The organism is Exiguobacterium sp. s194 (assembly GCF_018618275.1).
In the GTDB taxonomy this organism is placed as follows: Bacteria; Bacillota; Bacilli; order Exiguobacteriales; family Exiguobacteriaceae; genus Exiguobacterium; species Exiguobacterium chiriqhucha.
Genome location: NZ_JACSLT010000002.1, coordinates 96,784 through 116,347, shown reverse-complemented (window position 1 = coordinate 116,347; position 19,564 = coordinate 96,784). Strand labels below are relative to the sequence as shown.

Genomic DNA, 19,564 nt, shown 5'->3' with positions numbered 1-19,564 from the left:
ACACATGCGTCGCTAACAACAAAAAAGAAGAGAGCCGCTTCGCTCTCCCCTTTTCTAATTAAAATGCGCGCATTAAGTTCGCCATTTCGATGGCCGCCGTTGCCGCTTCCCAACCTTTGTTCCCGGCTTTCGTTCCAGCTCGCTCGATCGCTTGCTCAATCGTCTCGGTCGTCAAGACACCGAAAATGACCGGTACTTCTGACTGATAACTCGCCTGGGCGATGCCTTTCGCCGCCTCGTTACAGACGTAGTCGAAGTGTGGTGTCGCCCCACGGATGACGGCCCCGAGTGTGATGACGGCATCATATTTCTTGCTCATCGCCATCTTCTTCGCGACAAGTGGGAGTTCGAACGCCCCAGGGACGAATGCGATCTCGACGTCGTCTTGTTCGACGCCGTGGCGCTTCAACGCATCCTTCGCCCCGTCTAGCAAGCGCATCGTGATGAGATCGTTGAACCGTCCGACGACGATTCCGACTTTCAAGCCTTTTCCGACCAAGTTTCCTTCAAATGTATGCATCATGATTCTTCTCCTCCAAAGTGATTCATTTTTTGTTGTTTCGTCATTCGGTACTTCTCGTTCGCCGCATGGGCGCCGACGAGAATCGGGACACGTTCGATGACCGTGATGCCGCACGCTTCTAACGCATCGACTTTTTCCGGGTTGTTCGTCATGAGCCGGACGTTCGTGACGCCGAGGTCACGAAGCATGGCCGCGCTGACCCGGTAATCGCGCAAATCGGCATGAAGTCCGAGCGCAACGTTCGCCTCGACCGTATCAAGCCCTTGTTCTTGTAGTTCGTACGCCTTCAATTTATTGAGCAGACCGATGCCACGCCCTTCTTGTCTCATATACAAGATGACACCGCCTTCGGCTTCCACTTTCGCCATCGCTGTGTCCAGTTGTGGCCCGCAATCGCAACGATGGGACCCGAAGACGTCACCGGTCAGACATTCGGAATGAATCCGGACGAGCGGTGCGTGTTCGATCTCACCTTTGACGAGCGCGACGTGTTCTTCCCGGTCGAGGACGTTCCGATAACCGATCAATCGGAAGTCCCCTTTCACCGAGGGGAGCGAGACGTCCGCCTCTCGTTCGACGAGGTCTGTCTCCATATAGCGAACTAATTCCTCAATCGTGATGAATTTTAAATCATGCGCTTGTGCGACACGTTCAAGGTCCGGCAACCGGGCCATCTCGCCGTCCGGACGGATAATCTCACAGATGACGGCGACTGGTTCACTTCCGGCAAGTCGCGCCAAATCGACCGACGCTTCCGTATGCCCGCGCCGGACGGAGACGCCACCTTTTTTGGCGATGAGCGGGAAGATATGACCAGGACGTTGGAAATCGGCCGGACGGGCGTTGCTATTCGCGAGTTCGCGCACCGTATGGGCCCGCTCGCTCGCCGAGATGCCCGTCGTCGAATCGACGTGGTCGACACTGACCGTGAACGCCGTGCCGTGCGGGTCGGTACTGTTCGCGACCATCGGCTGCAAGTCGAGCCGGACGGCCACTTCTTCAGCGAGAGAAGCGCAGACGAGCCCTTTGCCTTCCGTGATGAGGAAATTCATCGTCTCTGCTGTCATTTTATCCGCGAGGACGACGAAGTCCCCTTCGTTCTCCCGGTCCTCATCGTCGACGACGATGATGGGACGTCCCATCTTCAACTCTTCGACTGCTTCTTTAATCGAGTGAAACATTACCATCCCGCCTTTCCATACCCTTGTGACGCCAGCGATTCGAGCGTCATCGGTTTTTGACTTACGAGTTTTTCCATATACTTAGCCAACATGTCACATTCCAAATTGACCGCATCCCCAGCCTGTTTCATCCCGAGCACTGTCTCACTGTACGTGTGCGGGATGAGCGACAACGTGAAGCCGCGTTCCGTCACATCAAACACCGTCAAGCTCGTCCCGTCGACCGAAATCGAACCTTTCGGGACGATATAACGGAGGAGAGATGGCTCACAGCTGATGTCGACATAGACCGCGTTCGCGAGCGATTGTTTTTTGACGATGCGCCCGACCCCGTCGACGTGACCCGATACGAAGTGACCACCGAAGCGTCCGTTCGCGGGCATAGCCCGCTCCAAGTTAACGTTCGTGCCGGGGCGGACCCCGTCGAGACTCGACGCCTTCAGCGTTTCCGGCATGACATCGACCGAGAAGCTGTCACGATCGAACGTCGTCACGGTGAGACAGGTGCCGTTGACGGAGATACTGTCACCGAGCTTCACGTCCTCGAGGACGATTTTTCCGGCGAGCGTGAGCCGGAGGGACGGACCGTTGCGTTTCACTGCCTTGACACTACCGATTTCTTCAACGATTCCCGTGAACATCGGACTCCCCCTCTCGCATGATGAGTTTGATGTCGGCGCCGACCGTCTCGATCGATTGCACGTCATACCGATTGATTGCATCGAGCGGACCGTCATGATGCGAACGGTAAAATCCGCCCTTGCCGCCGAACACGCGCGGTGACTGGTACATGACCCACTCGTCGACGAACCGTCCGTCCAAGAGTGATGTGACGAGCGTCGGTCCCGCTTCGACGAGCAGGCGACCGATGCCGCGTGCGTAGACGTCTTGCAGCACAGCGTCGAGCGACGTGTACGCCGCGAGTTCGACGCCGCGCTCGATGAACGCGTCCCGCTTCGTTTGATCGTCGGACGTCGTGTAGAGTAGCACCGGCACATCGTTCGCCGTCCGGACGAGCTGACTTGACAGCGGCGTGCGTAACTCTCGGTCTAGCACGACCCGGAGCGGTTCCGTCGTCTCGCGGTCGAGCCGGACGGTGAGGGCCGGGTCATCAGCGAGGACAGTGCCGACACCGGTCAAAATCGCATCGACCGACGCCCGCAGTTCATGGACGTCCCGTCTCGCTTCGGTTCCGGTCACCCACTTGCTGTCACCGGTATCGAGGGCGACTTTGCCGTCAAGGCTCGTCGCCGTCTTTAAGATGACATACGGCCGTTTCGTCTCGAGCGAGCGCAAGAACGCCACGTTGAGCGTTCGTGCCTCACTCTCGAGCAGTCCGACCTCGACATCAATCCCGGCCGCTTTCAATCGAGCGATGCCTTGCCCTGACACGAGCGGATTCGGGTCGCTCATCGCGATGACGACCCGTTTGATGCCCGACTCTACGACTAAATCGGCACACGGCGGTGTCTTGCCATAATGCGAGCACGGTTCGAGCGTGACATACATCGTGGCGCCATAGGCGGCAGCACCGGCCATGCGGATGGCGTGCACTTCGGCGTGCGCTTCCCCCGCCTTCAAGTGGGCGCCGAACCCGACGACCCGACCGTCCTTGACGACGACGGCCCCGACGCGCGGATTGACGCCGGTCGAAGAGGCGGATTTGGCCAATTGGATGGCTTGTTGCATGTACTGTTGCATAATCTCCCTCCTTGTTTCGTACAAACAAAAAGACCTCAAGGAATGATCCTCAAGGTCTCGGTGGGAGTCGTCCGTCGTCATTTGGGCAAGCCAAATAAGCGTTTTCTTTACAGAAAAACGTACGACGAACTACAGGTCGCGTGGACCTGTCATGTTTCCTTCTCCCATCCAGACTATACTGTCGGCTCTAGAATCGCACTAGATCCACCGTTCGCACACGTGCGACCGGGTCACGGACTTAAGGCTCGCGCCCATCACCGCCGGTTGGGACTTTCACCCGACCCCGAAGGAATATTTGTTTGTACGTCTCCACTTTAGCGCAAAAATAAATGGATGGCAAAACGAAATGCGCAAAAAAAGCGCCGCTCGTGTGAGCAACGCTTTGTAAATCAAGCCAAGAATAAAACGACGAGGAGTCCGACAACCCAGCAATAGAAGGAGAAGTATTTGAGCTCGCCTTTCGCCATGATGTGCTGGAACCATTTGAGCGAGATGGCCGTGAGCGCATACGAGGCGATGAACGCCAAGATGAGCGGTCCGAACAAATCACGTGTTTCTGGATTCGTGAACAACTCCGGTCCCTCTAAAATCGTCACCCCGAGACTGATCGGGATGAACAGGAAGAACGAGAAGCGAAGCGCCGACTCTTGTTTGATGCCGAGCAACATCGCCATGACGATTGTCGCCCCGGAGCGACTGATCCCTGGGATGAGCGCGACCGCTTGAGCGAGACCGATTAAGATGGCGTCGCGGAGCGTGATGCCGCCGTCTCCTTTATTCCCTCGCATATTCCGGATGAACCAGAGCGCGACCCCGGTCAGGATAAGCGTATAACCGACCGTGGCGACGCCGCTGAGCTTCTCGCCAATCCAATCGCCGAACAGGACGCCGAGCACACCGGCTGGGACCGTGGCGACGAGCAAGAGACCAATGAACTTGACGTCGACCATCGTCTCGTCACTGCGGTCCTTTTTAAACAAGAACGTCCACAGACTGACGACGAGACGGACGACGTCCTGCCGATAAATCGTTAACACGGCGAGCAACGAGGCAAAGTTCACGAAAATCTCGAAGGAGAGCCCCGGTAACTCGATATCAAACAGCTCTTGGAAGATGACCAAGTGACCGCTTGATGAGATTGGAATCGGCTCGGTGAACCCTTGAATCAAGCCGAGTAGGAGATAAAATAACCATATTGTCATATCGTAACATCCTCTTTTCTTATTTACATCAATTCCATTATTTTAGCAGACCGTTCGTTTCACTGACCACCCTTTCAAAAAAAAATCGTTATTTTCAAAACTTTCATTTGATTAGTCTGAAAATTAAATTTATTATAGAAGAGTACTCAACTGGTGCGACGGTGATGACCCCATTGGCCAGTTGGGTACTTTTTCGTACAGATTATTACATATTAGCCACGATAAAACTTTTTGTTTACAATTGAACCCATTTAATATTAAATTTGTAATAGAACTGTTACCATTTTTTCAAAGTATAAACAGGACTTTAGACCTACCCGTTCATAAAATCGGTTTAAAAAAACTTGAACAATGCACTTATAAATTGTAAAAACTGGCCGATAGTATGATTGTAGAAGCAACTTCGTCATCTTTGTCGGTTCAGATATGAGTCCATGGAAGGAGGAACCATCATTGAGTCAAACGCTATCCACTAAATCCCACCACTTGTCCACCGAACAGCAGAGGATGATTCACTGTATTCGACTGCTCGGCGACTTGTTGAAGGAACGTCCACGACGCTCTGTGTATCGTCGCTTCGCGATGGAACAAAGCTGGCCATCTCCCGAGTCGATTATCCGACAGTTCGGGTCATGGGCCGAGGCGCTTGCAATCGCCGGCTATGAATGGCACGGAGAGGCGACTGTCGATCTCCCGGACAAAATGCCAAAGTACACGCGTGAAGATATCATCGAGACACTCGCCCTCTACTCGCGCGACATGGGATCGATTATCACGCTCAAAAAGTATCAGGAATGGCGCAAGCTCCATCCGAAAGCACCGAGCCATTACCATATCGTCAAGACGTTCGGTTCGTGGCATGACGCCTGCGCCGAAGCCGGACTTGAAGCGAGTGTGACGTACTCGAAATCAGAGCTCTCCACCGCACTCCGTGAAGCGATTCACGAGATGGGCTTCTCTCTTTCCTTCGAAGCGTATCGCGAATGGGCAAAACGGAACAACAAACCATCCACGAAAGCAATTCTTCATCGTTACGGTTCATGGTCGGCTGCGATTCACGCGGTCGAGTCAGAAATTTTCAATCAGAAATTATAATCTTTCATTCATAAGGAGGACGCCGGGTATCCGGTGTCCTCCTTTATTTTGTAGATGTTGCGTCATCGTCCTTTCGACGCCCACGCTTTCTGCAGGCAATCCCGGAGCCGCATCGCTTACGCTGCTGGGTCTCCGTCGGATTGCTATCCTGCAAGAGTCGGGGCGTCGACGGACGAGCGCATCGAACGCGCCACGGTACATCAATGTCCCGTGTCAGACATGGAAGTTCGTTCAATATTTGTTGAACGATGCCTTGGCCGGTGCCCGAACTCCTAGGGGAGAGCGATGCAAGGATGACCCCGTAAAGCGCGGCATGCGCTGCGGAGTCATCCGCATCGCCCCAGGAACGGAGGGCGTCGGTCGAACATCGTTCATGTTGATTAGACGAAAAAGAAGAACACCGGCTTATTGGTGTTCTCTTTCATCATTGAATCCGTTCCGTCGACGTATCACGATAATGGGCGACACGGTCCCGGCCGTTGAATTTTGCACCGACGTACATGGCGCGGTCGGCGTGGCGGAGTAGCGTGTCGAGGTCTTCGTACTCGTGGATCGTCTCGATGCCGATGCTCGCCGTCACTTGGACGCGGATCCCTTCGGAGCCGAACGGATGGGCGCGGAGCGCTTGGCGGATCTTCTCCCCCGTCACGATGGCAGCCGCCTCATCCATGCGCGGGAAGACGAACACGAACTCCTCGCCGCCATATCGAGTGACGAGGTCACCGCTTCGGACGAGACGACTGAACAGCGCCCCGGCCTCGATTAACACTTCATCCCCGAACGCATGGCCATACGTATCGTTAATCGCCTTGAAATGATCCAAGTCGACCAAGAACACGGACAACGGATACGAGGCGATGTCGTTCAACCGCTCCTTCGTCCAACGTTTGAGCGCCCGCTGGTTCGGCAGTCCGGTCATCGGGTCGGTCAGGCTCTCATGCTGGAGCCGGTTGCGCTCGTCAATCCGTTCGAGTGACCAGGACAAGGTTTTCAACAGTCGATGAATCTCGACGGCGATTGCCCCTTCATACGCGCCGTTCGCAGTCGTCGAAATCATGCAACTGACCGCGTTCGTCGTGCTCGACACGGGCTGGATGACGAGGGCCGAATGATGTAACTCGGTCTGTTGTGCCTGCAGGTCGGGATGCCACTCATGGAGCGAATCGTACACGAAGTACGGCTCTTCCGCATCCCGATGCCGTTCGAGCGTAAAGGCGTCGGCAATCGGTTTTGACTTTCGTCCACTGACGTCATAAAACGTGCGGTCGCCGGTTCGATTGACTTGTAACCAGCCACGTTCGAGTTCGACGACTTCTCTTAACCCGTTCCAAAACTTCTCGATGAGCAGTTGTTCGTTGTCGACTCGGTAGAGCTGTTCTTTCAAACGCTCGACTTGGTCGATTTTCGACTGCGTCTCCTCGGTCTCCGTCGCTTTGGACAGCCCCATCTTGAGGAGCGACAGAATGAGGAACGTCGCCATCAGGCCGGTATAGCCGAACAACTGGAACGCCTCGATTGCGACCATCGTGAACAATAGCTCGAGCGAGATGACGAGCCAGTCGAATCGGAGCAGACGCCACATGATCGGGAGCGGAATCCGTTCCCCGATCAAGAACCGCGACATGAGGAAACTGAATCCGAGGACGAGGAACAAGATCGCGAAGAAACCGAGTAGCGCCGTACCTTGCTCGAGCAGATGGACGTTCGGACCAATTTGTCCGCCGAGCCGCAAGTAGACGAGTCCTGGTAAGACGAGCAACATCGCCTCAATCAACGTATTGAGCGGATAGAAATGTAAAAATCGTCGCCGCCCGACTTTGTTGGCGAACGTCCGGGCCTGGAATGTGAGCAGCAGGAGCTGTCCCATCAATAAGGCCGGGAGCAGACCGTACAAGAAGAACGTCATAAAGACAAACATCTCATGGAACGTGAAGTGCAAGTGCCGCCGCTTGAGCGGATTCATCACGAACAGGGCACCGAGCGTAAAGATGAACCAAAACAACGACCAATCAAACGTCCCGATACCGAGCCACATATAGGAGAGAATCCCCATGAAGACGATCGACCACGAGAACCAGCTCCTGACGAGGTACTTCCGAAATCGCATCGTCTCCCCCCTTTCCTTATCCGTTATCATTCTTACACAGTATGAAGGTTCTTGGTTGAAGATTCCAGCCGTTGTTTGAAAGTTTTGACAATGAAAAAAAGACCGTGACTCTCGTCACGATCTTGTCATCACTTCGCTTTTAAAAACGAGATGCCGATTGAGCCTGATCCGGTGTGTGCTCCGAGGAGCGGTGCGAGCGTGTCGACCCGAATCTTGGCTTTATCGCCGAGCTCACGTTTCCACGACTCGGCCAGCTCTGGCACGTTTCCGTGGAAAATGGAGACGTCCGTGCACTCGCCTGAATCGATGGCTTGACGGAGTGCCTCAAATAGCTGGGCCTGCGCTTTTTTATACGTCCGGACCGTCTGATATGGAACGATGAGCCCGTCTTCGAAACGGAGCACCGGTTTCAACTGCAACATGTTGCCGATGAGCGCTTTCGACTTCGAGATACGTCCGCCCTTTTGCATCTGCGTCAAATTTTGCAAAATCAACTCGATGCGGACATCCTCGACACGTTGTTTCATATACGCTTCGACGTCCTCGAGCGCGTCACCGCGTTCGACACGTTCAATCAACTCTTCGAGCATGAGTCCCATCGTATAAATCCCGGCCCGCGAGTCAATCGCGAGCAGTTTGAACTCGGCAATCTCTGCGCCTTGGACCGATGCCGAATACGTGCCGCTCAAGTCGGATGACAAGTGGACGGCGATGCCCATGTCATACTGATCTTTGATTCCTTCATACAGCGTGACGAAGTCGCCGATAGCCGGTTGGCTCGTCGAGACGCGTTCGCCCGCATCAATCCATTCGTATACGGTCTTGGCATCGACCTCGACCCCATCTTTATACGGTTGATCTCCTTTGACGACGTAGAGCGGGACGATATGGATGTCCGGGTGGTGCTGAATCGAATCTGGAAGGACAACGGTGCTGTCCGTAATATAAGCAATTTTCATGTTAGGGCTCTCCTTCAATCAAAATTAGTACCTGGTAATATTATTTTATCACAGGTGAAGCGGTTTCACTATTTTTTCAAAAATCGAATTCCCTTGAAGTTTCACATATTCCCGTCCACAATGCGCCTGAAACGGGTAAAAAATAGCATCGGACAAAGGAGGAATCGGCATGATTCACATCGAGCATGTCAATAAAATTTATAAGACCGGGGATGTCGAGACGGCGGCGCTTAAAGACATCGAGTTGACGATTCAGGACGGCGCGTTCGTCGTGATCTTGGGACCGAGCGGGAGCGGCAAGAGCACGCTGTTGAACGTCATCAGCGGACTCGACACGGTGACGTCCGGGACAATCACGTTCGGTGATACCGTCCTGACCAAGTTGTCCCCGGAACAAATGACCGCGTTTCGGCGCGACCATCTCGGCTTTATCTTTCAACAGTATAATCTGCTCCAAAACCTGACCGTCTATGAAAACATTCAAATCGGGGCCGATTTATCTGACAACCCACTCCCAATCGATGAATTGCTTGAGCAGGTCGGACTGACGGCCGCCCGCGACAAGTATCCGTACCAACTGTCCGGTGGCGAGCAACAGCGCGTCTCCATCGCCCGCAGCCTCGCCAAAAATCCGTCCATCGTCTTCTGTGACGAACCGACGGGGTCGCTCGACGAGGACAACTCGAAACGGGTGCTCGAACTGCTCGAACGGTTGAACAAGGAGTATGACAAGACCGTCGTCGTCATCACGCACAACACCGGCATCAGCGAGATGGCCGATGACGTCATCAAAATGAACTCGGGTCGAATTATTGAATTGACGCATAACCCGATTAAACGATCTGCTCGTGACATCCACTGGGGGTGAGACAGATGCTTTATAAAAATGTATGGAAGACGCTCGCCGGTAAATGGATGCAGCTTCTCGCCATCGCCGTCATCATCGTCATGAGCTCGCTCACGTACACGATGATGTTTTATGGCATCAGCGGCATCGAAGTCCCGACCGAGGAATATCTTGCGTCATCGAATCAAGAAGACTTTGCCGTCGAGATGCTCAACCGCGTCACCGCGGAAGAAGCAACCGCCCCCGCCCTCGCCGACTTCATCGCTTCAGGTCGATATACACTATCGGACTTGCAACGTGTCGACGAGGCGGCGTTCGATGCGTTGGTCACGGCGCGGATTGATGCCGTCGAGCGTGACATGGGCAACGCGACGCTCGAACTGCGTGCTTCAAAACTGATTAACTATCCCTTCGGCTCGAGTGAGCACCGCGGACTCGTCTTGAAAGAAGCGGACGCCATCAACCTCTCGTATCTCGAAGCGGGCAAGCGCCCCGTGCGAGACGACGAGGTCGCCATCAACGCGAAATACGCCGAGAAGAATGACATTGCCATCGGCGACACGATTGACCTCGGCAGCCCGTTCACGGTGAGCGGGTTCGTCCTGTTCCCGGACTATACGTTGCCGCTGTTTGATGAAAATTACTTTAACCTCGACCCGGGCACGCAGACGCTTCTCCTCATGACGGACAACGCTTACGAGGAAGTGACCGGCACGGAATCGTTCCGTTTGGCTGGTGCCACCGACGGGACAGTCGTGACGGACATTGAGCTCCCGTTCGTCATCTCGGTCATGGAGACGGAGAACATCATGCGTAGCGGCGCGATCTATAGCGAAATCTCGTCCGGTAAAGCGATGGCGCTCGGCTTGAGCTTATTCATCGTCTCCATCGCCGTCATCATCGTCGCCATCTTGATTTCGAACATGCTCGAGGCAGAACGCGGACAAATCGGTCTATTGAAAGCAATCGGGTATAACCGACGCCAAATTGCCATACCGTATCTGGTGCTCATCTTGGTGTTCGCGACGATCATGCTCGTCATCGGCTACTTTCTCGGGCTCTATTTCGCCGAACCGCTCAAAAACCTGTATCTCGATTTCTATCTATTGCCGTCCATCACCATCGCTCAAAGCCCGCTCGTCTTTCTCACGGCCGTCTTCGCCCCGCTCTTCTTCTTCGCCCTCGTCGCAGGGGCGGTCATCTATAAAATCATGGGTGAGAGCGCGCTCGCTTTGTTGTCACCTCGCGACAACGTATCGCTCAACCGCCTCAGTCGGATCGTCAGCCGCATGCTCCGCAACACACGCGGCAAGACGAAGTTCAAATATTTATACGCCGTCAAAAGCACGGGCAGTTTCATCATCTTCTTCCTCGGCATCCTGTTCTCCACCCTTCTCATCGTCTTCGCCCTCATGATGAACGGGGCCGTCGACCGGATGACCGTCGGGGAATTGAATGAGGCCGACTATGCGTATGAGGCGTATACGACGACGCAGCCTACGCTTCGTGACGGACAAGAACCGTTCCTCACCTATCCGTTCGCGTTCGTCGAAGACAAGCTCGTCACGTTGAAAGGGCTCGATGCGACGAACACGCTCGATCGGCTTATAGACGAAGATGGGAATGACTTGACGCCCGCCGCAGACGAGGTCATCGTGAGCGCCTCGCTCGCCTTGAAGCTCGGACTCGAGACCGGGGACACCCTCAAGATCGAACTCGAAGACGAGACGCTGTCGTATCCAATTCGCGGCATCGCGGATGAGTATATGGGGGACACGGTCTATCTATCGCGTGCGGCGCTCAGCGAACAGTTGTCGGACGGGACGACGGACGAGTTGTTCAACGGCATTTACGCGACCGAACGTCCGGACGAGACGGACTATCCGACCATCATCTCTCGGAGCGGCCTCATCGAGCAGTCCCAGTCCATCAATGAATATATGAACTTGATGATGAACGTCATGATCGGCGGGTCGGCATTGATCGCCTTCAGTATCCTGTTCGTCTTGACGGCGCTCACGGTCGAGAAAAACTATTACGTCATCTCGCTGTTGAAAGTGATGGGCTATGACCGTCGTGAGGTCCGTTCGATGATTTTGAACAGCTATTTCATGTACGCGCTCGCCTCTGCGCTCCTCAGCATCCCGATCGCCCTCCTCATCTTGCGGGTCATCATCGTCGTGTTCGCAGAAGATTACGGCCTCGTCCTGCCGCTCGAATTTGAATGGGTGTACGTGCTGTATACGCTCGGCGCGGTGACGCTCCTCTTCTTCGCGAGTACGTTCATCAGTCGTCGGAAAATCGATCAAATCCCGTTACAAGAAGTATTGAAGACATATCAAGAATAATTTGTCGCCAAATAGGGCATAATAAGAGAAGAGACCGGGCCTCTCCCTGTGAGGGGCCTGACTATTAGAAGAAGAGGATGATTCTTATGAACCGTACACAAGTATTGCTCGCCATCCCAGGAAACTGGTCATCGGGCGAGGCAGTCAGCGAACAAATCAGTTTACATAGCGAAGGCTACACGATGGCAGGCCTATTGCTGTTAGAAGACGAGACTGGGAAAGCATTCACGGTCGAAGTCGTCGAGCGCGACCCTGCCCTCGCCGAGGCGATGATTCACGCCAGTTCAGGTGGCTTCACGCCGAAAATCGCGAAAGGGCTCGCCCGCCATACGCACATCGTCTATTTGATTGTTGACGTCAATGACGTGTCAGACATCGCGGCGGCGCGCCGTGCAGCCAACGCCATCTTGAACGCCGGCGGCCTCGGCGTCATGGTCGAGACGGCTGGTGTTGCCTACTCGAAAGACGAATGGCAGGAGTCGAAAGAAGAAGACCTCGCCCTCGACTACTCGCTTCTGACGGCCATCACGGAAGAAGAAGACGCCTACGTCTCGTGGGGCATGAAAGCGTTCGGTCACGCCGACGTCGCCGTACCGGCCACGCTCGAGATTGAAGACGCGATTCACGTCGTCCACTCGTTCAACTTCCACCTCATCTCGGGTGGTTCGATGTTCGGAGACGGAGACAGCTTCACGTTCGAGGACGGCAAGACGTTCACGGTCGAGATGGGTGAAGACGAGCGGACGTCAATCGACAATTTGCTCCATAACCCGTTCGGCTTGATTTACCTCGTGCCACAAGTCGCAGCAGAATAAAAACAAGGGCTCACAGACTTTCGTCTGTGGGCCCTTGTTTTGGTTGCGGCGGCATATCGAGCGGCAAGAAATAATGCGCGCACCCTTCCCATCCGAGCTGTTCACTCAACAGGTCGAACGATGTCCGGAAGAACGCTTGGACGTCACTTGACCGGTCTACTTTCTCCAGCGACAGAAAACATTCGCTCATGTTGGCGTCGTAGTAGGCGTCCGCAGGTTGAAGCCGTTCCGAGGCGAGCTCGGAGTATTGAAACGGATACGGCAAGATAAAGAACGTCGGCACGTCGACGGACGCATCCCCGAGCCAAAACCCGAACTCAATCATGTGCTCATCGAACGCCGCCTTCTCAATCAGTTTGTCTTCCAGGAACGGCTCGGACTTCCCATAGACGATCATCGACGAGACGTCGAACGTGCCCCAAAACAAAGCCGGTTTCACTTTCCGGCATCGGAGCGGGGCGAGAAACGTCGCTTGTTCCCGTGCGGCATATTGGAACAAACGCAGCCCTTTCAGCGCGGCATCGGCATCGTAAGCGAGCGGCGCCTCATCCCGGTCCAAGTATCTGAGTTCTCGCATTTCCTGCGTCTTCGGATTGAGCTCGAGTCGAACACCGGACGCTTGAAGCGTACCGATGATTTCCATGTAATACGTTTTGAGCGTTTTCCCGTTCTCAAGCGGGAACGTGACGTGGGCCCACTGTGGCTCTTGCGGGGCCAGCCCGAGTTTGATTTTCCCGAGAATTTGCGAGACGAGATGGAGCGTGAGCTTCGTGTCGGCCCAGTCGGAGTGGCGGATCAGATTCATGAGCGTTTCCCCATTTCTTCTTTCGTACAAGTGACGCAACTACTATCCTGATTCCCCGTCCCCAACGCGAACAATCAAAAAAGTCCACAGACGTATGTCTGTGGACTTAGCTGCGCATCTCTTGGAGACGTTCGAGTTGATGCGTCAGCTCGCCGATCGGGACGAACCGGGCGCGACGGAGCGTCTCTTTGCCGTCGAGGAAGAACAGGACGACCGGTACGGTGAAAATCGAGTAGGCACCGGCAATTTCCGGCACCTGATCCGAATCGATGGCGACCGCCTCGATATCGGGGAACTCCGTCAACATCTCTTCGACTTGCGGTTTGAGCGAGTGGCAGACGCTACAGGTCGGATGCGAGACGTAGACGAGCAATTGGTCCGAGTCCGCAATCCGGTCTTGTAACGCCGTGAGTGTGGTGACAGCTTCCATCAAACTCCCTCCTTTATGGTTACGCGTCGAGCCAGAGAATGCCGACCGTCTCAAAGCCTGCGTGGACCGCAATCGACGGACAGAAACGCGTCTTGACGATTTCAATGTCTGGCAACTTCGCTTGGATGAGCGCGACGATATTGTCCTGCATCTCTGGAGCGAGCGCCGTCTGAACGAAGACACGGTTGTTATGAATGCCGTTCGCGGCGTGACGACGTTCGAGCTCTGTCACCATCTCGGCGTAGGCTTTCTTGAGCGACCGTGCTTTTTTGAACGGGATGACTTTCCCCGTCTCATCGAGCGTGATAATCGGTTTGATGTTAAGGATGTTGGCAAGGAACATCTCGCCTGACGAGACGCGACCCCCGCGGCGCATCGTTTCCATGTTGCCGATAATCATGAAGAAGTTCTTCTTGTCACGCCACGCTTCGAGCAAGGCGACGATTTCTTCGACCGACTTACCTTCAGCCTCGGCGGCGAGACCGAGACGGACGAGTTCTTGCTGCTCCTCGAGCGCTGCGTGCGAGTCGACCGTGTACACTTTGAAGTCGGCCGCTTCGGCCGCCGCACTCGAGTTTTTCACGGTCGAGCTCAAGCCGTTCGAGCAATGGACGGCGATGGCGCAGTCATACCCTTCTTCTTTCAAACGTTCATAACGGGCGATGAAGTCACCGAAGATCGGCTGTGACGTCTTCGCTTCTTTCTTTTGGTCGATCATATAGCGATGCAAGTCTTCGAGCGACAAGTCCACTTCGCTGTAGCCGCTGCCGTCGACGATCAATTGAATCGGGACGATATCGACACCGAGACGGGCCGCCTCTTCTTTCGAGAAATTGGCCATACTATCGGTAATCCATGCGATTTTGGTCATAACAAAAATCCTCCAATGGTCGTTCAATTTTTTCCTAACTCATTATACCTTATTTTTCGAAATCCTTCCTTTCTGACTGATTCGCACGAAAAAGACAGCCCGACTCATCGTCGCGCTGTCTTCGGCTTCGACTCATCGTGTCGAAATCAATTTTGTATGGGCAAACTCATCGTGCGGCAATTCCATGTCTTTGCCTGACTTGATTTGTTGCAAGGCTTTTAACAACGGGAGACCGAGCGTGGCCGGATAGACGACATCTTTATACAACGTCCGCTTCACGACTTGTTCGAGCGAGAGCGGTCGACCGTCTTGACTGACGACTTTAATCCCGACGACTTGGTCACCGATCGTCTGGCCATTTTTGTTGAGCAGGAAGTACACTTCCCCGGCCATTGTCACGAGCGTCGGCAAATAGTAACGTTTCACTTCTTTTCCAGGAAACAACTTTTGCCGAATCGTCTTCTCGACGAGTTTCGCTGGGGTTTGAAAAATGAGTTGATCAATTTGACTAGCAACGGCACGTTTCCAAATTGGGACTGCCACGTTCATCATCCTCTCGTTTCGGTTCTAGGCTTTAGATTCCTCTTTTGCCTTCGCTTGAAACGCCGAAAACGGACAACCCGAACGCGCGAACAAGTTGGGCGTCACAATTTTGTCATCATAATGGCGGTGGAACACGTGCGTCGCGGCGGGTGACAGCGGCGGGATGAGCCAGCTCCATTGGCCGGTCACGTCGCGCCCTGCGTCCTGTTCGTTCTTCTCGAACCGTTTGAACTGTTTTGCCGCCGTGTGGTGGTCGACAATCGTCACCCCGGCCCGCTCGAACGACTGCAAGACAGCCACGTTCAATTCGACGAGAGCCCGGTCGCGCCAAAGCGTCCGCTCTTTCGACGTGTCGAGGCCGAGCGACGCGCCGACGAGCGGCAAGAGATTATAGCGGTCCGTATCGGCTAAGTTACGCGCCCCAATCTCGGTCTCCATATACCAGCCGTTGAACGGGATTGATGTGAAGCGCTGGCCACCGATTTCAAGCTCCATATCGGCGATAGCCGGGACGGCGTGCCACTTGATTGTGCGTCCGTCGAACAAGTCGTACGCCTCATGCCGAATCTCGACTTCGAGCACCGCATCATCTGGTAGTTCATAGAGCCGGACCTCACGACCATCCGTAATCAACAGCGGCAAGACGTCAAACTCGGTCCCGGCCCCGCTCCAGCCGAGTCGTTCGGCCTGTCGCGTCATCGTCAAGGATAGCGGGTCGCCAATGATTCCGTCCTCCGTCTCATACGCCGCGTACCGGATGAGTTGCGCGTTCAACAAACGAAACTCATTCGGGAGCACCGTCATCGTCGAGCGAATCTTGCCATCGTTCGTCGCATACCGTAAATGACTGACGAGCGCCTCGAACACGTCGTCGAACGTCTCTGCGTCGCGGGCATCCCGAACGTTCAGCGTCTGCCAAAACAGACGGCCGATACATCGATTCGAGTTGCGCCAGGCGAGTTTTGCCCCTTCCGTCAACTCATCGGTCGTGAGCGTATACGATCCTGTTCGTTCAATCTCATCCGCAATCGTCTGTAGCCGTTTCGAATGATCGCCTTCTAGTTGTGAGAAAAAGTGTCGGGCTACCTGAATGTCCATATTGTCGATCTCCTCTATATAGTCTGTCCCTCTCATCTTAGAGAATATCATAACGGGTTTCTACTTTTAGCGTACAGAAAAAGCGAGCCAATCGGCTCGCTTTCAGTCTGTCTGATCGATCAAGTCTTTCGCTTTTTGAATCGTAAAGCCTCGTGGTTTTTCGCTTTCCAAGGCAGTCAATCGTTTTTCAAGTTCAACCGTCTGTTCATATGACGCCTCATATTGATAGAGGCCATTGGCAAGCTCGGTCAAACGCTTCACTTGAATCGGGAATGGTGCCATTCCATCGTCAAGCAAGATGACGAGGCTGAGATCACTATCAACCGGTAAGCGGATTGACCCGTAAAAGGCGATGGCCTTGAAGCCGCGACGCATGATGACGATTGGTGATGTGCCAACCGCGACGTCTCGATTGCGCAAGCGCGTGATGGTGATGCCCGCATGAATCAATCGACTCGACGACGGTAGCGTCTCGACATACTCTTCGATCGGCGTCAGTGTTCCAGCTTCGAGCGCTTGTTCGAACTCTGACTCTTTGAGCGGACGGCTGAAAATAAATCCTTGAATGACGTGACAGCCAAATTCGCGGAGGCGGAGCAGGTCGTCCATCATCTCGACACCCTCGACGACGACATTCATCCCGAACTCCTCGGCGATGAGGAGTAGACTGCGAATGATTCCTTGGGCCTTCCGGCTTTGGTTAACGTTGTGGGCGAATACCCGGTCGATTTTAATCGTCTGAGCGCTATACGCCTGCAAGTATGCGAGCGACGAGTAGCCTTTCCCGAAATCGTCGAACGCGATCGGGATGCCAAGATCATTCAATCGTTCGAACGCTTGCGTGATTTGTTGGGCGTCTTCTAACAGCGATGTCTCCGAGATTTCGACCTCGAGATAGCTCGCGGGGATATGGTGACGGGCGAGCGTGTCCTCGATCACATGCTCGAAATGCTCTTGATATAAATATTTGGCTGAGACGTTGATTGAAATCGGCACTTTTTTCGGGAGCGTCATCAAATAGCGGCACACTTCTTCAATCAGCCAATTCGTCAGCTCGAGATGAAGGCTGCTCTCCTCTGCGAGGGGGATGAACTCGGCTGGTGAAATCGATCCCCACGTCGGATGCGTCCAACGCATGAGTGCCTCGGCCCCCACGATTTGTCCGGTCCACGCGTTCACTTTCGGTTGATACATTAAATAAAACTCTTTGTTTTGAAGCGCCCCACGCATATCCCGCAGCAGTTCATATCGCTTTAATGACTCAATATCCATTTGTGAGGAATACAGTTCAAGTTGAGCCCCGATTTTCTTGTCGGCTCGGTTCATGGCAATACAGGCGTGTTTAATTAGCTCACTCGCCTGCACCCCGTCTTCCGGATATCGGCTCACCCCAATCGAAATGCGGGCGAATAAGTCATAGACATCAACGCGGAAGCGATGGGTCGAGAGCGTGCCGAGCTTTTTCCCGAGCGCGAGCACTTCGGGATCTTCCATGCGTCGCGGCAAGACGATGAGCACGTTATCCGCATCTAAATGCCCGAGCATGGCGTCTTTCGGCAATAGGCGAATCAATTGGTTCACCGTCGCCACACGCCACTCGTCGCCAAGTTCGTAGCCGAACGTATGATTGATCTCGGCAATCCGATTGAACGATAGCGAGAATAGCGTGAACGGGTCCCGCTTGCGGGTCAAATGATATACCGACTCCGTGATCGACTCGCGATTCGGCATGTTTGTAATCGGATCGAGCGAGGCAAGACGCCAAATCTCTTCTTGTTGCTCTTTCAACTGCGTGATGTCTTTGACGAGCGTCCGGAATCCGATGACGTTCCCGCCCGCAGAAAAAATCGGTTCCCGATTCTCTTCGATCCATTTGATGTTCCCTTTGGCGAATATACGATACGAGAACGTCGATGGTTTTCCGTTCAGTGTCACTTCCCGCGCTTGTTTGATTTTTGGAATATCATCTGGAACGACAACTTTTTGCCAGTAATCCGGGTGAGCGTTGAATTGGTCTTCCGTATATCCAAAGATAAGTGAGAAGCCCGGCGTCAAAAACTTGAATTGTTTTGACTCAAAATAGCGCTCAAAAATGACTGAGTCGACAATCTCGCAAAGCTGCCTTACTTTCGACCGTTCTCTCGTCAATTCTTCCTCGGCCGTGACGAGATTCGTCACATCAAACATCGCCCATGTGACGGCTTTGCGATCTTTCGATATACCGACTTTTACAATCAACTCCAAATACTGTTCCACTTTCGGGTTAAAAGCGCGAAGTTGCGTCTCGTATTCAAATTGTTCGGTGTCTTGAAGCAACGTTTCGATTGCCGCCGCGAACGCACCCCGATCGTCTTCATGAATCAATTTTCGAAAATCTTCCCGCTTCATCTCAGCGAGCTGTCGTTTTGTCAAACCAAGCAGTTGTCCGGTTTGCGGAGAGTGGTAGAACGTGCCCGTTTCAAGGTCGAGTTCAATCAAGATGAGTCCAGGGATCCGCTCGAATAGCGATCGGCTCACTTTCATCCGATTGTAACGTTCTCTCAACTCCGTCTGTGTCGTCAAATCTTTGACGACGCCGTAAAGGCCCGTGATGACCCGCCCTGTATAGAGCGGTGTATTTGTGATGGACAGATGTATCGAGCGACCGTCCTCGTTCCGCGCTTGCAGTTCATAATGTACGGTTTCACCTTGGAGCGACCGTTGATGGAACGTCTGGACCCGTTCACTTTCTGTCTCAGGCAACCATGATGCCGGATGGACGAACCGCTCTTCTTCCCCGTTAAAAAGAAGCGACAGTTTTTCATTCGAGTCGACGAGCCTTAACTCTCGATCGAGTACATAGACGGCATCTGGATACTGATCTAACAGGAGCGGATCGATATTGATTCGTTCTCCACGTTCCATTTGTTCAACGTTTGATTCCAATGCATGCTTCCATTGTCGGAAGAAGCCTATTTCCACCACTCCCCGGTGTGACGAACGTCACATGAATGTCGTATTACTTTGATTATATAAGATGGAACCCGTCAAGGAGGCTTC

At 53.9% G+C, this 19,564-nt stretch carries 17 protein-coding genes and 1 riboswitch; of the genes, 4 read left to right on the top strand and 13 right to left on the bottom strand.

Annotated features, from left to right (window positions below; all coding sequences use genetic code 11):
- Positions 1–58: 58 nt before the first annotated feature.
- The 5 genes from ribH to KNP85_RS02450 form a co-directional block, all read right to left on the bottom strand.
- Entirely contained in the window at positions 59–523 is a 465-nt protein-coding gene (gene ribH, locus KNP85_RS02470) for a 6,7-dimethyl-8-ribityllumazine synthase (RefSeq protein WP_029594947.1), read from the bottom strand.
- Positions 520–1,704 carry a bifunctional 3,4-dihydroxy-2-butanone-4-phosphate synthase/GTP cyclohydrolase II gene (locus tag KNP85_RS02465; RefSeq protein WP_029594946.1) on the bottom strand — a complete coding sequence of 395 codons (1,185 nt, stop codon included), beginning with the start codon at positions 1,702–1,704 and terminating at the stop codon, positions 520–522. Before KNP85_RS02465 ends, ribH begins: the two co-directional genes overlap by 4 nt.
- Positions 1,704–2,345 (bottom strand): riboflavin synthase, encoded by a 642-nt coding sequence (gene ribE, locus KNP85_RS02460; RefSeq protein WP_029594945.1) that lies wholly within the window; start codon positions 2,343–2,345, stop codon positions 1,704–1,706. The genes KNP85_RS02465 and ribE overlap by 1 nt, the downstream gene beginning before the upstream one ends.
- The gene (ribD, locus tag KNP85_RS02455) at positions 2,326–3,405 is read right to left on the bottom strand and encodes a bifunctional diaminohydroxyphosphoribosylaminopyrimidine deaminase/5-amino-6-(5-phosphoribosylamino)uracil reductase RibD (protein ID WP_035385646.1); all 1,080 of its coding nucleotides are present in this window, start codon (positions 3,403–3,405) and stop codon (positions 2,326–2,328) included. Before ribD ends, ribE begins: the two co-directional genes overlap by 20 nt.
- 152 nt (positions 3,406–3,557) lie before the next feature.
- A riboswitch (FMN riboswitch) is annotated at positions 3,558–3,700 on the bottom strand.
- A 94-nt stretch (positions 3,701–3,794) separates the two neighbouring features.
- Positions 3,795–4,607: an undecaprenyl-diphosphate phosphatase gene (locus KNP85_RS02450; RefSeq protein ID WP_029594943.1), complete on the bottom strand. Its 813-nt coding sequence runs from the start codon at positions 4,605–4,607 to the stop codon at positions 3,795–3,797.
- Between the two features lie 453 nt (positions 4,608–5,060).
- On the opposite strand from KNP85_RS02450, the gene KNP85_RS02445 reads away from it, so the two are divergent.
- Complete coding sequence (locus tag KNP85_RS02445; protein ID WP_235045171.1) at positions 5,061–5,702, top strand: homing endonuclease associated repeat-containing protein; 642 nt, start codon at positions 5,061–5,063, stop codon at positions 5,700–5,702.
- 424 nt (positions 5,703–6,126) lie between these two features.
- Here KNP85_RS02445 and KNP85_RS02440 read toward each other — a convergent pair whose 3' ends face one another.
- Both KNP85_RS02440 and KNP85_RS02435 read right to left on the bottom strand, forming a co-directional pair.
- Positions 6,127–7,809: a GGDEF domain-containing protein gene (locus tag KNP85_RS02440; protein ID WP_029594941.1), complete on the bottom strand. Its 1,683-nt coding sequence runs from the start codon at positions 7,807–7,809 to the stop codon at positions 6,127–6,129.
- Between the two features lie 128 nt (positions 7,810–7,937).
- Positions 7,938–8,768, bottom strand: a complete 831-nt coding sequence (locus tag KNP85_RS02435; protein ID WP_021066472.1) for a DegV family protein — start codon at positions 8,766–8,768, stop codon at positions 7,938–7,940.
- 169 nt (positions 8,769–8,937) lie between these two features.
- Between KNP85_RS02435 and KNP85_RS02430 the strand changes: the two genes are divergently transcribed.
- The 3 genes from KNP85_RS02430 (at position 8,938) to KNP85_RS02420 (ending at position 12,778) form a co-directional block, all read left to right on the top strand.
- On the top strand, positions 8,938–9,636 hold the full coding sequence (locus KNP85_RS02430) for an ABC transporter ATP-binding protein (RefSeq protein WP_214801075.1): 699 nt from the start codon (positions 8,938–8,940) through the stop codon (positions 9,634–9,636).
- Positions 9,637–9,641: 5 nt separating this feature from the next.
- A complete protein-coding gene (locus tag KNP85_RS02425; protein ID WP_131471892.1) occupies positions 9,642–11,963 on the top strand; it encodes an ABC transporter permease in 2,322 nt (773 codons plus the stop codon).
- Positions 11,964–12,049: 86 nt separating this feature from the next.
- On the top strand, positions 12,050–12,778 hold the full coding sequence (locus tag KNP85_RS02420; protein ID WP_241764574.1) for a DUF4261 domain-containing protein: 729 nt from the start codon (positions 12,050–12,052) through the stop codon (positions 12,776–12,778).
- A gap of 10 nt (positions 12,779–12,788) precedes the next feature.
- Here KNP85_RS02420 and KNP85_RS02415 read toward each other — a convergent pair whose 3' ends face one another.
- The 6 genes from KNP85_RS02415 to KNP85_RS02390 all read right to left on the bottom strand — a co-directional run bounded on the left by KNP85_RS02415 (position 12,789) and on the right by KNP85_RS02390 (position 19,450).
- Positions 12,789–13,583, bottom strand: coding sequence for a DUF5996 family protein (locus KNP85_RS02415; protein WP_051627692.1), 795 nt, complete (start codon positions 13,581–13,583; stop codon positions 12,789–12,791).
- 106 nt (positions 13,584–13,689) lie between these two features.
- Entirely contained in the window at positions 13,690–14,013 is a 324-nt protein-coding gene (locus KNP85_RS02410; RefSeq protein WP_029594936.1) for a thioredoxin family protein, read from the bottom strand.
- A 19-nt stretch (positions 14,014–14,032) separates the two neighbouring features.
- On the bottom strand, positions 14,033–14,884 hold the full coding sequence (locus KNP85_RS02405; RefSeq protein ID WP_029594935.1) for a DegV family protein: 852 nt from the start codon (positions 14,882–14,884) through the stop codon (positions 14,033–14,035).
- A gap of 132 nt (positions 14,885–15,016) precedes the next feature.
- On the bottom strand, positions 15,017–15,433 hold the full coding sequence (locus tag KNP85_RS02400; RefSeq protein WP_241764573.1) for an RDD family protein: 417 nt from the start codon (positions 15,431–15,433) through the stop codon (positions 15,017–15,019).
- Between the two features lie 18 nt (positions 15,434–15,451).
- The gene (locus tag KNP85_RS02395) at positions 15,452–16,525 is read right to left on the bottom strand and encodes a nitric oxide synthase oxygenase (RefSeq protein WP_029594933.1); all 1,074 of its coding nucleotides are present in this window, start codon (positions 16,523–16,525) and stop codon (positions 15,452–15,454) included.
- Positions 16,526–16,627: 102 nt separating this feature from the next.
- The gene (locus KNP85_RS02390; protein ID WP_029594932.1) at positions 16,628–19,450 is read right to left on the bottom strand and encodes a sensor domain-containing protein; all 2,823 of its coding nucleotides are present in this window, start codon (positions 19,448–19,450) and stop codon (positions 16,628–16,630) included.
- Positions 19,451–19,564 lie beyond the last annotated feature (114 nt).

Bases quoted from the DNA above. Each gene is read 5' to 3' on its own strand.
- KNP85_RS02420 (WP_241764574.1), top strand. From the start codon at position 12,050: ATGAACCGTACACAAGTATTGCTCGCCATCCCAGGAAACTGGTCATCG.
- ribD (WP_035385646.1), bottom strand. From the start codon at position 3,405: ATGCAACAGTACATGCAACAAGCCATCCAATTGGCCAAATCCGCCTCT.
- KNP85_RS02465 (WP_029594946.1), bottom strand. From the start codon at position 1,704: ATGTTTCACTCGATTAAAGAAGCAGTCGAAGAGTTGAAGATGGGACGT.
- KNP85_RS02405 (WP_029594935.1), bottom strand. From the start codon at position 14,884: ATGACCAAAATCGCATGGATTACCGATAGTATGGCCAATTTCTCGAAA.
- ribH (WP_029594947.1), bottom strand. From the start codon at position 523: ATGATGCATACATTTGAAGGAAACTTGGTCGGAAAAGGCTTGAAAGTC.
- KNP85_RS02450 (WP_029594943.1), bottom strand. From the start codon at position 4,607: ATGACAATATGGTTATTTTATCTCCTACTCGGCTTGATTCAAGGGTTC.
- KNP85_RS02425 (WP_131471892.1), top strand. From the start codon at position 9,642: ATGCTTTATAAAAATGTATGGAAGACGCTCGCCGGTAAATGGATGCAG.
- KNP85_RS02435 (WP_021066472.1), bottom strand. From the start codon at position 8,768: ATGAAAATTGCTTATATTACGGACAGCACCGTTGTCCTTCCAGATTCG.
- KNP85_RS02400 (WP_241764573.1), bottom strand. From the start codon at position 15,433: ATGAACGTGGCAGTCCCAATTTGGAAACGTGCCGTTGCTAGTCAAATT.
- KNP85_RS02415 (WP_051627692.1), bottom strand. From the start codon at position 13,583: ATGAATCTGATCCGCCACTCCGACTGGGCCGACACGAAGCTCACGCTC.
- KNP85_RS02440 (WP_029594941.1), bottom strand. From the start codon at position 7,809: ATGCGATTTCGGAAGTACCTCGTCAGGAGCTGGTTCTCGTGGTCGATC.
- KNP85_RS02395 (WP_029594933.1), bottom strand. From the start codon at position 16,525: ATGGACATTCAGGTAGCCCGACACTTTTTCTCACAACTAGAAGGCGAT.
- KNP85_RS02430 (WP_214801075.1), top strand. From the start codon at position 8,938: ATGATTCACATCGAGCATGTCAATAAAATTTATAAGACCGGGGATGTC.
- ribE (WP_029594945.1), bottom strand. From the start codon at position 2,345: ATGTTCACGGGAATCGTTGAAGAAATCGGTAGTGTCAAGGCAGTGAAA.
- KNP85_RS02410 (WP_029594936.1), bottom strand. From the start codon at position 14,013: ATGGAAGCTGTCACCACACTCACGGCGTTACAAGACCGGATTGCGGAC.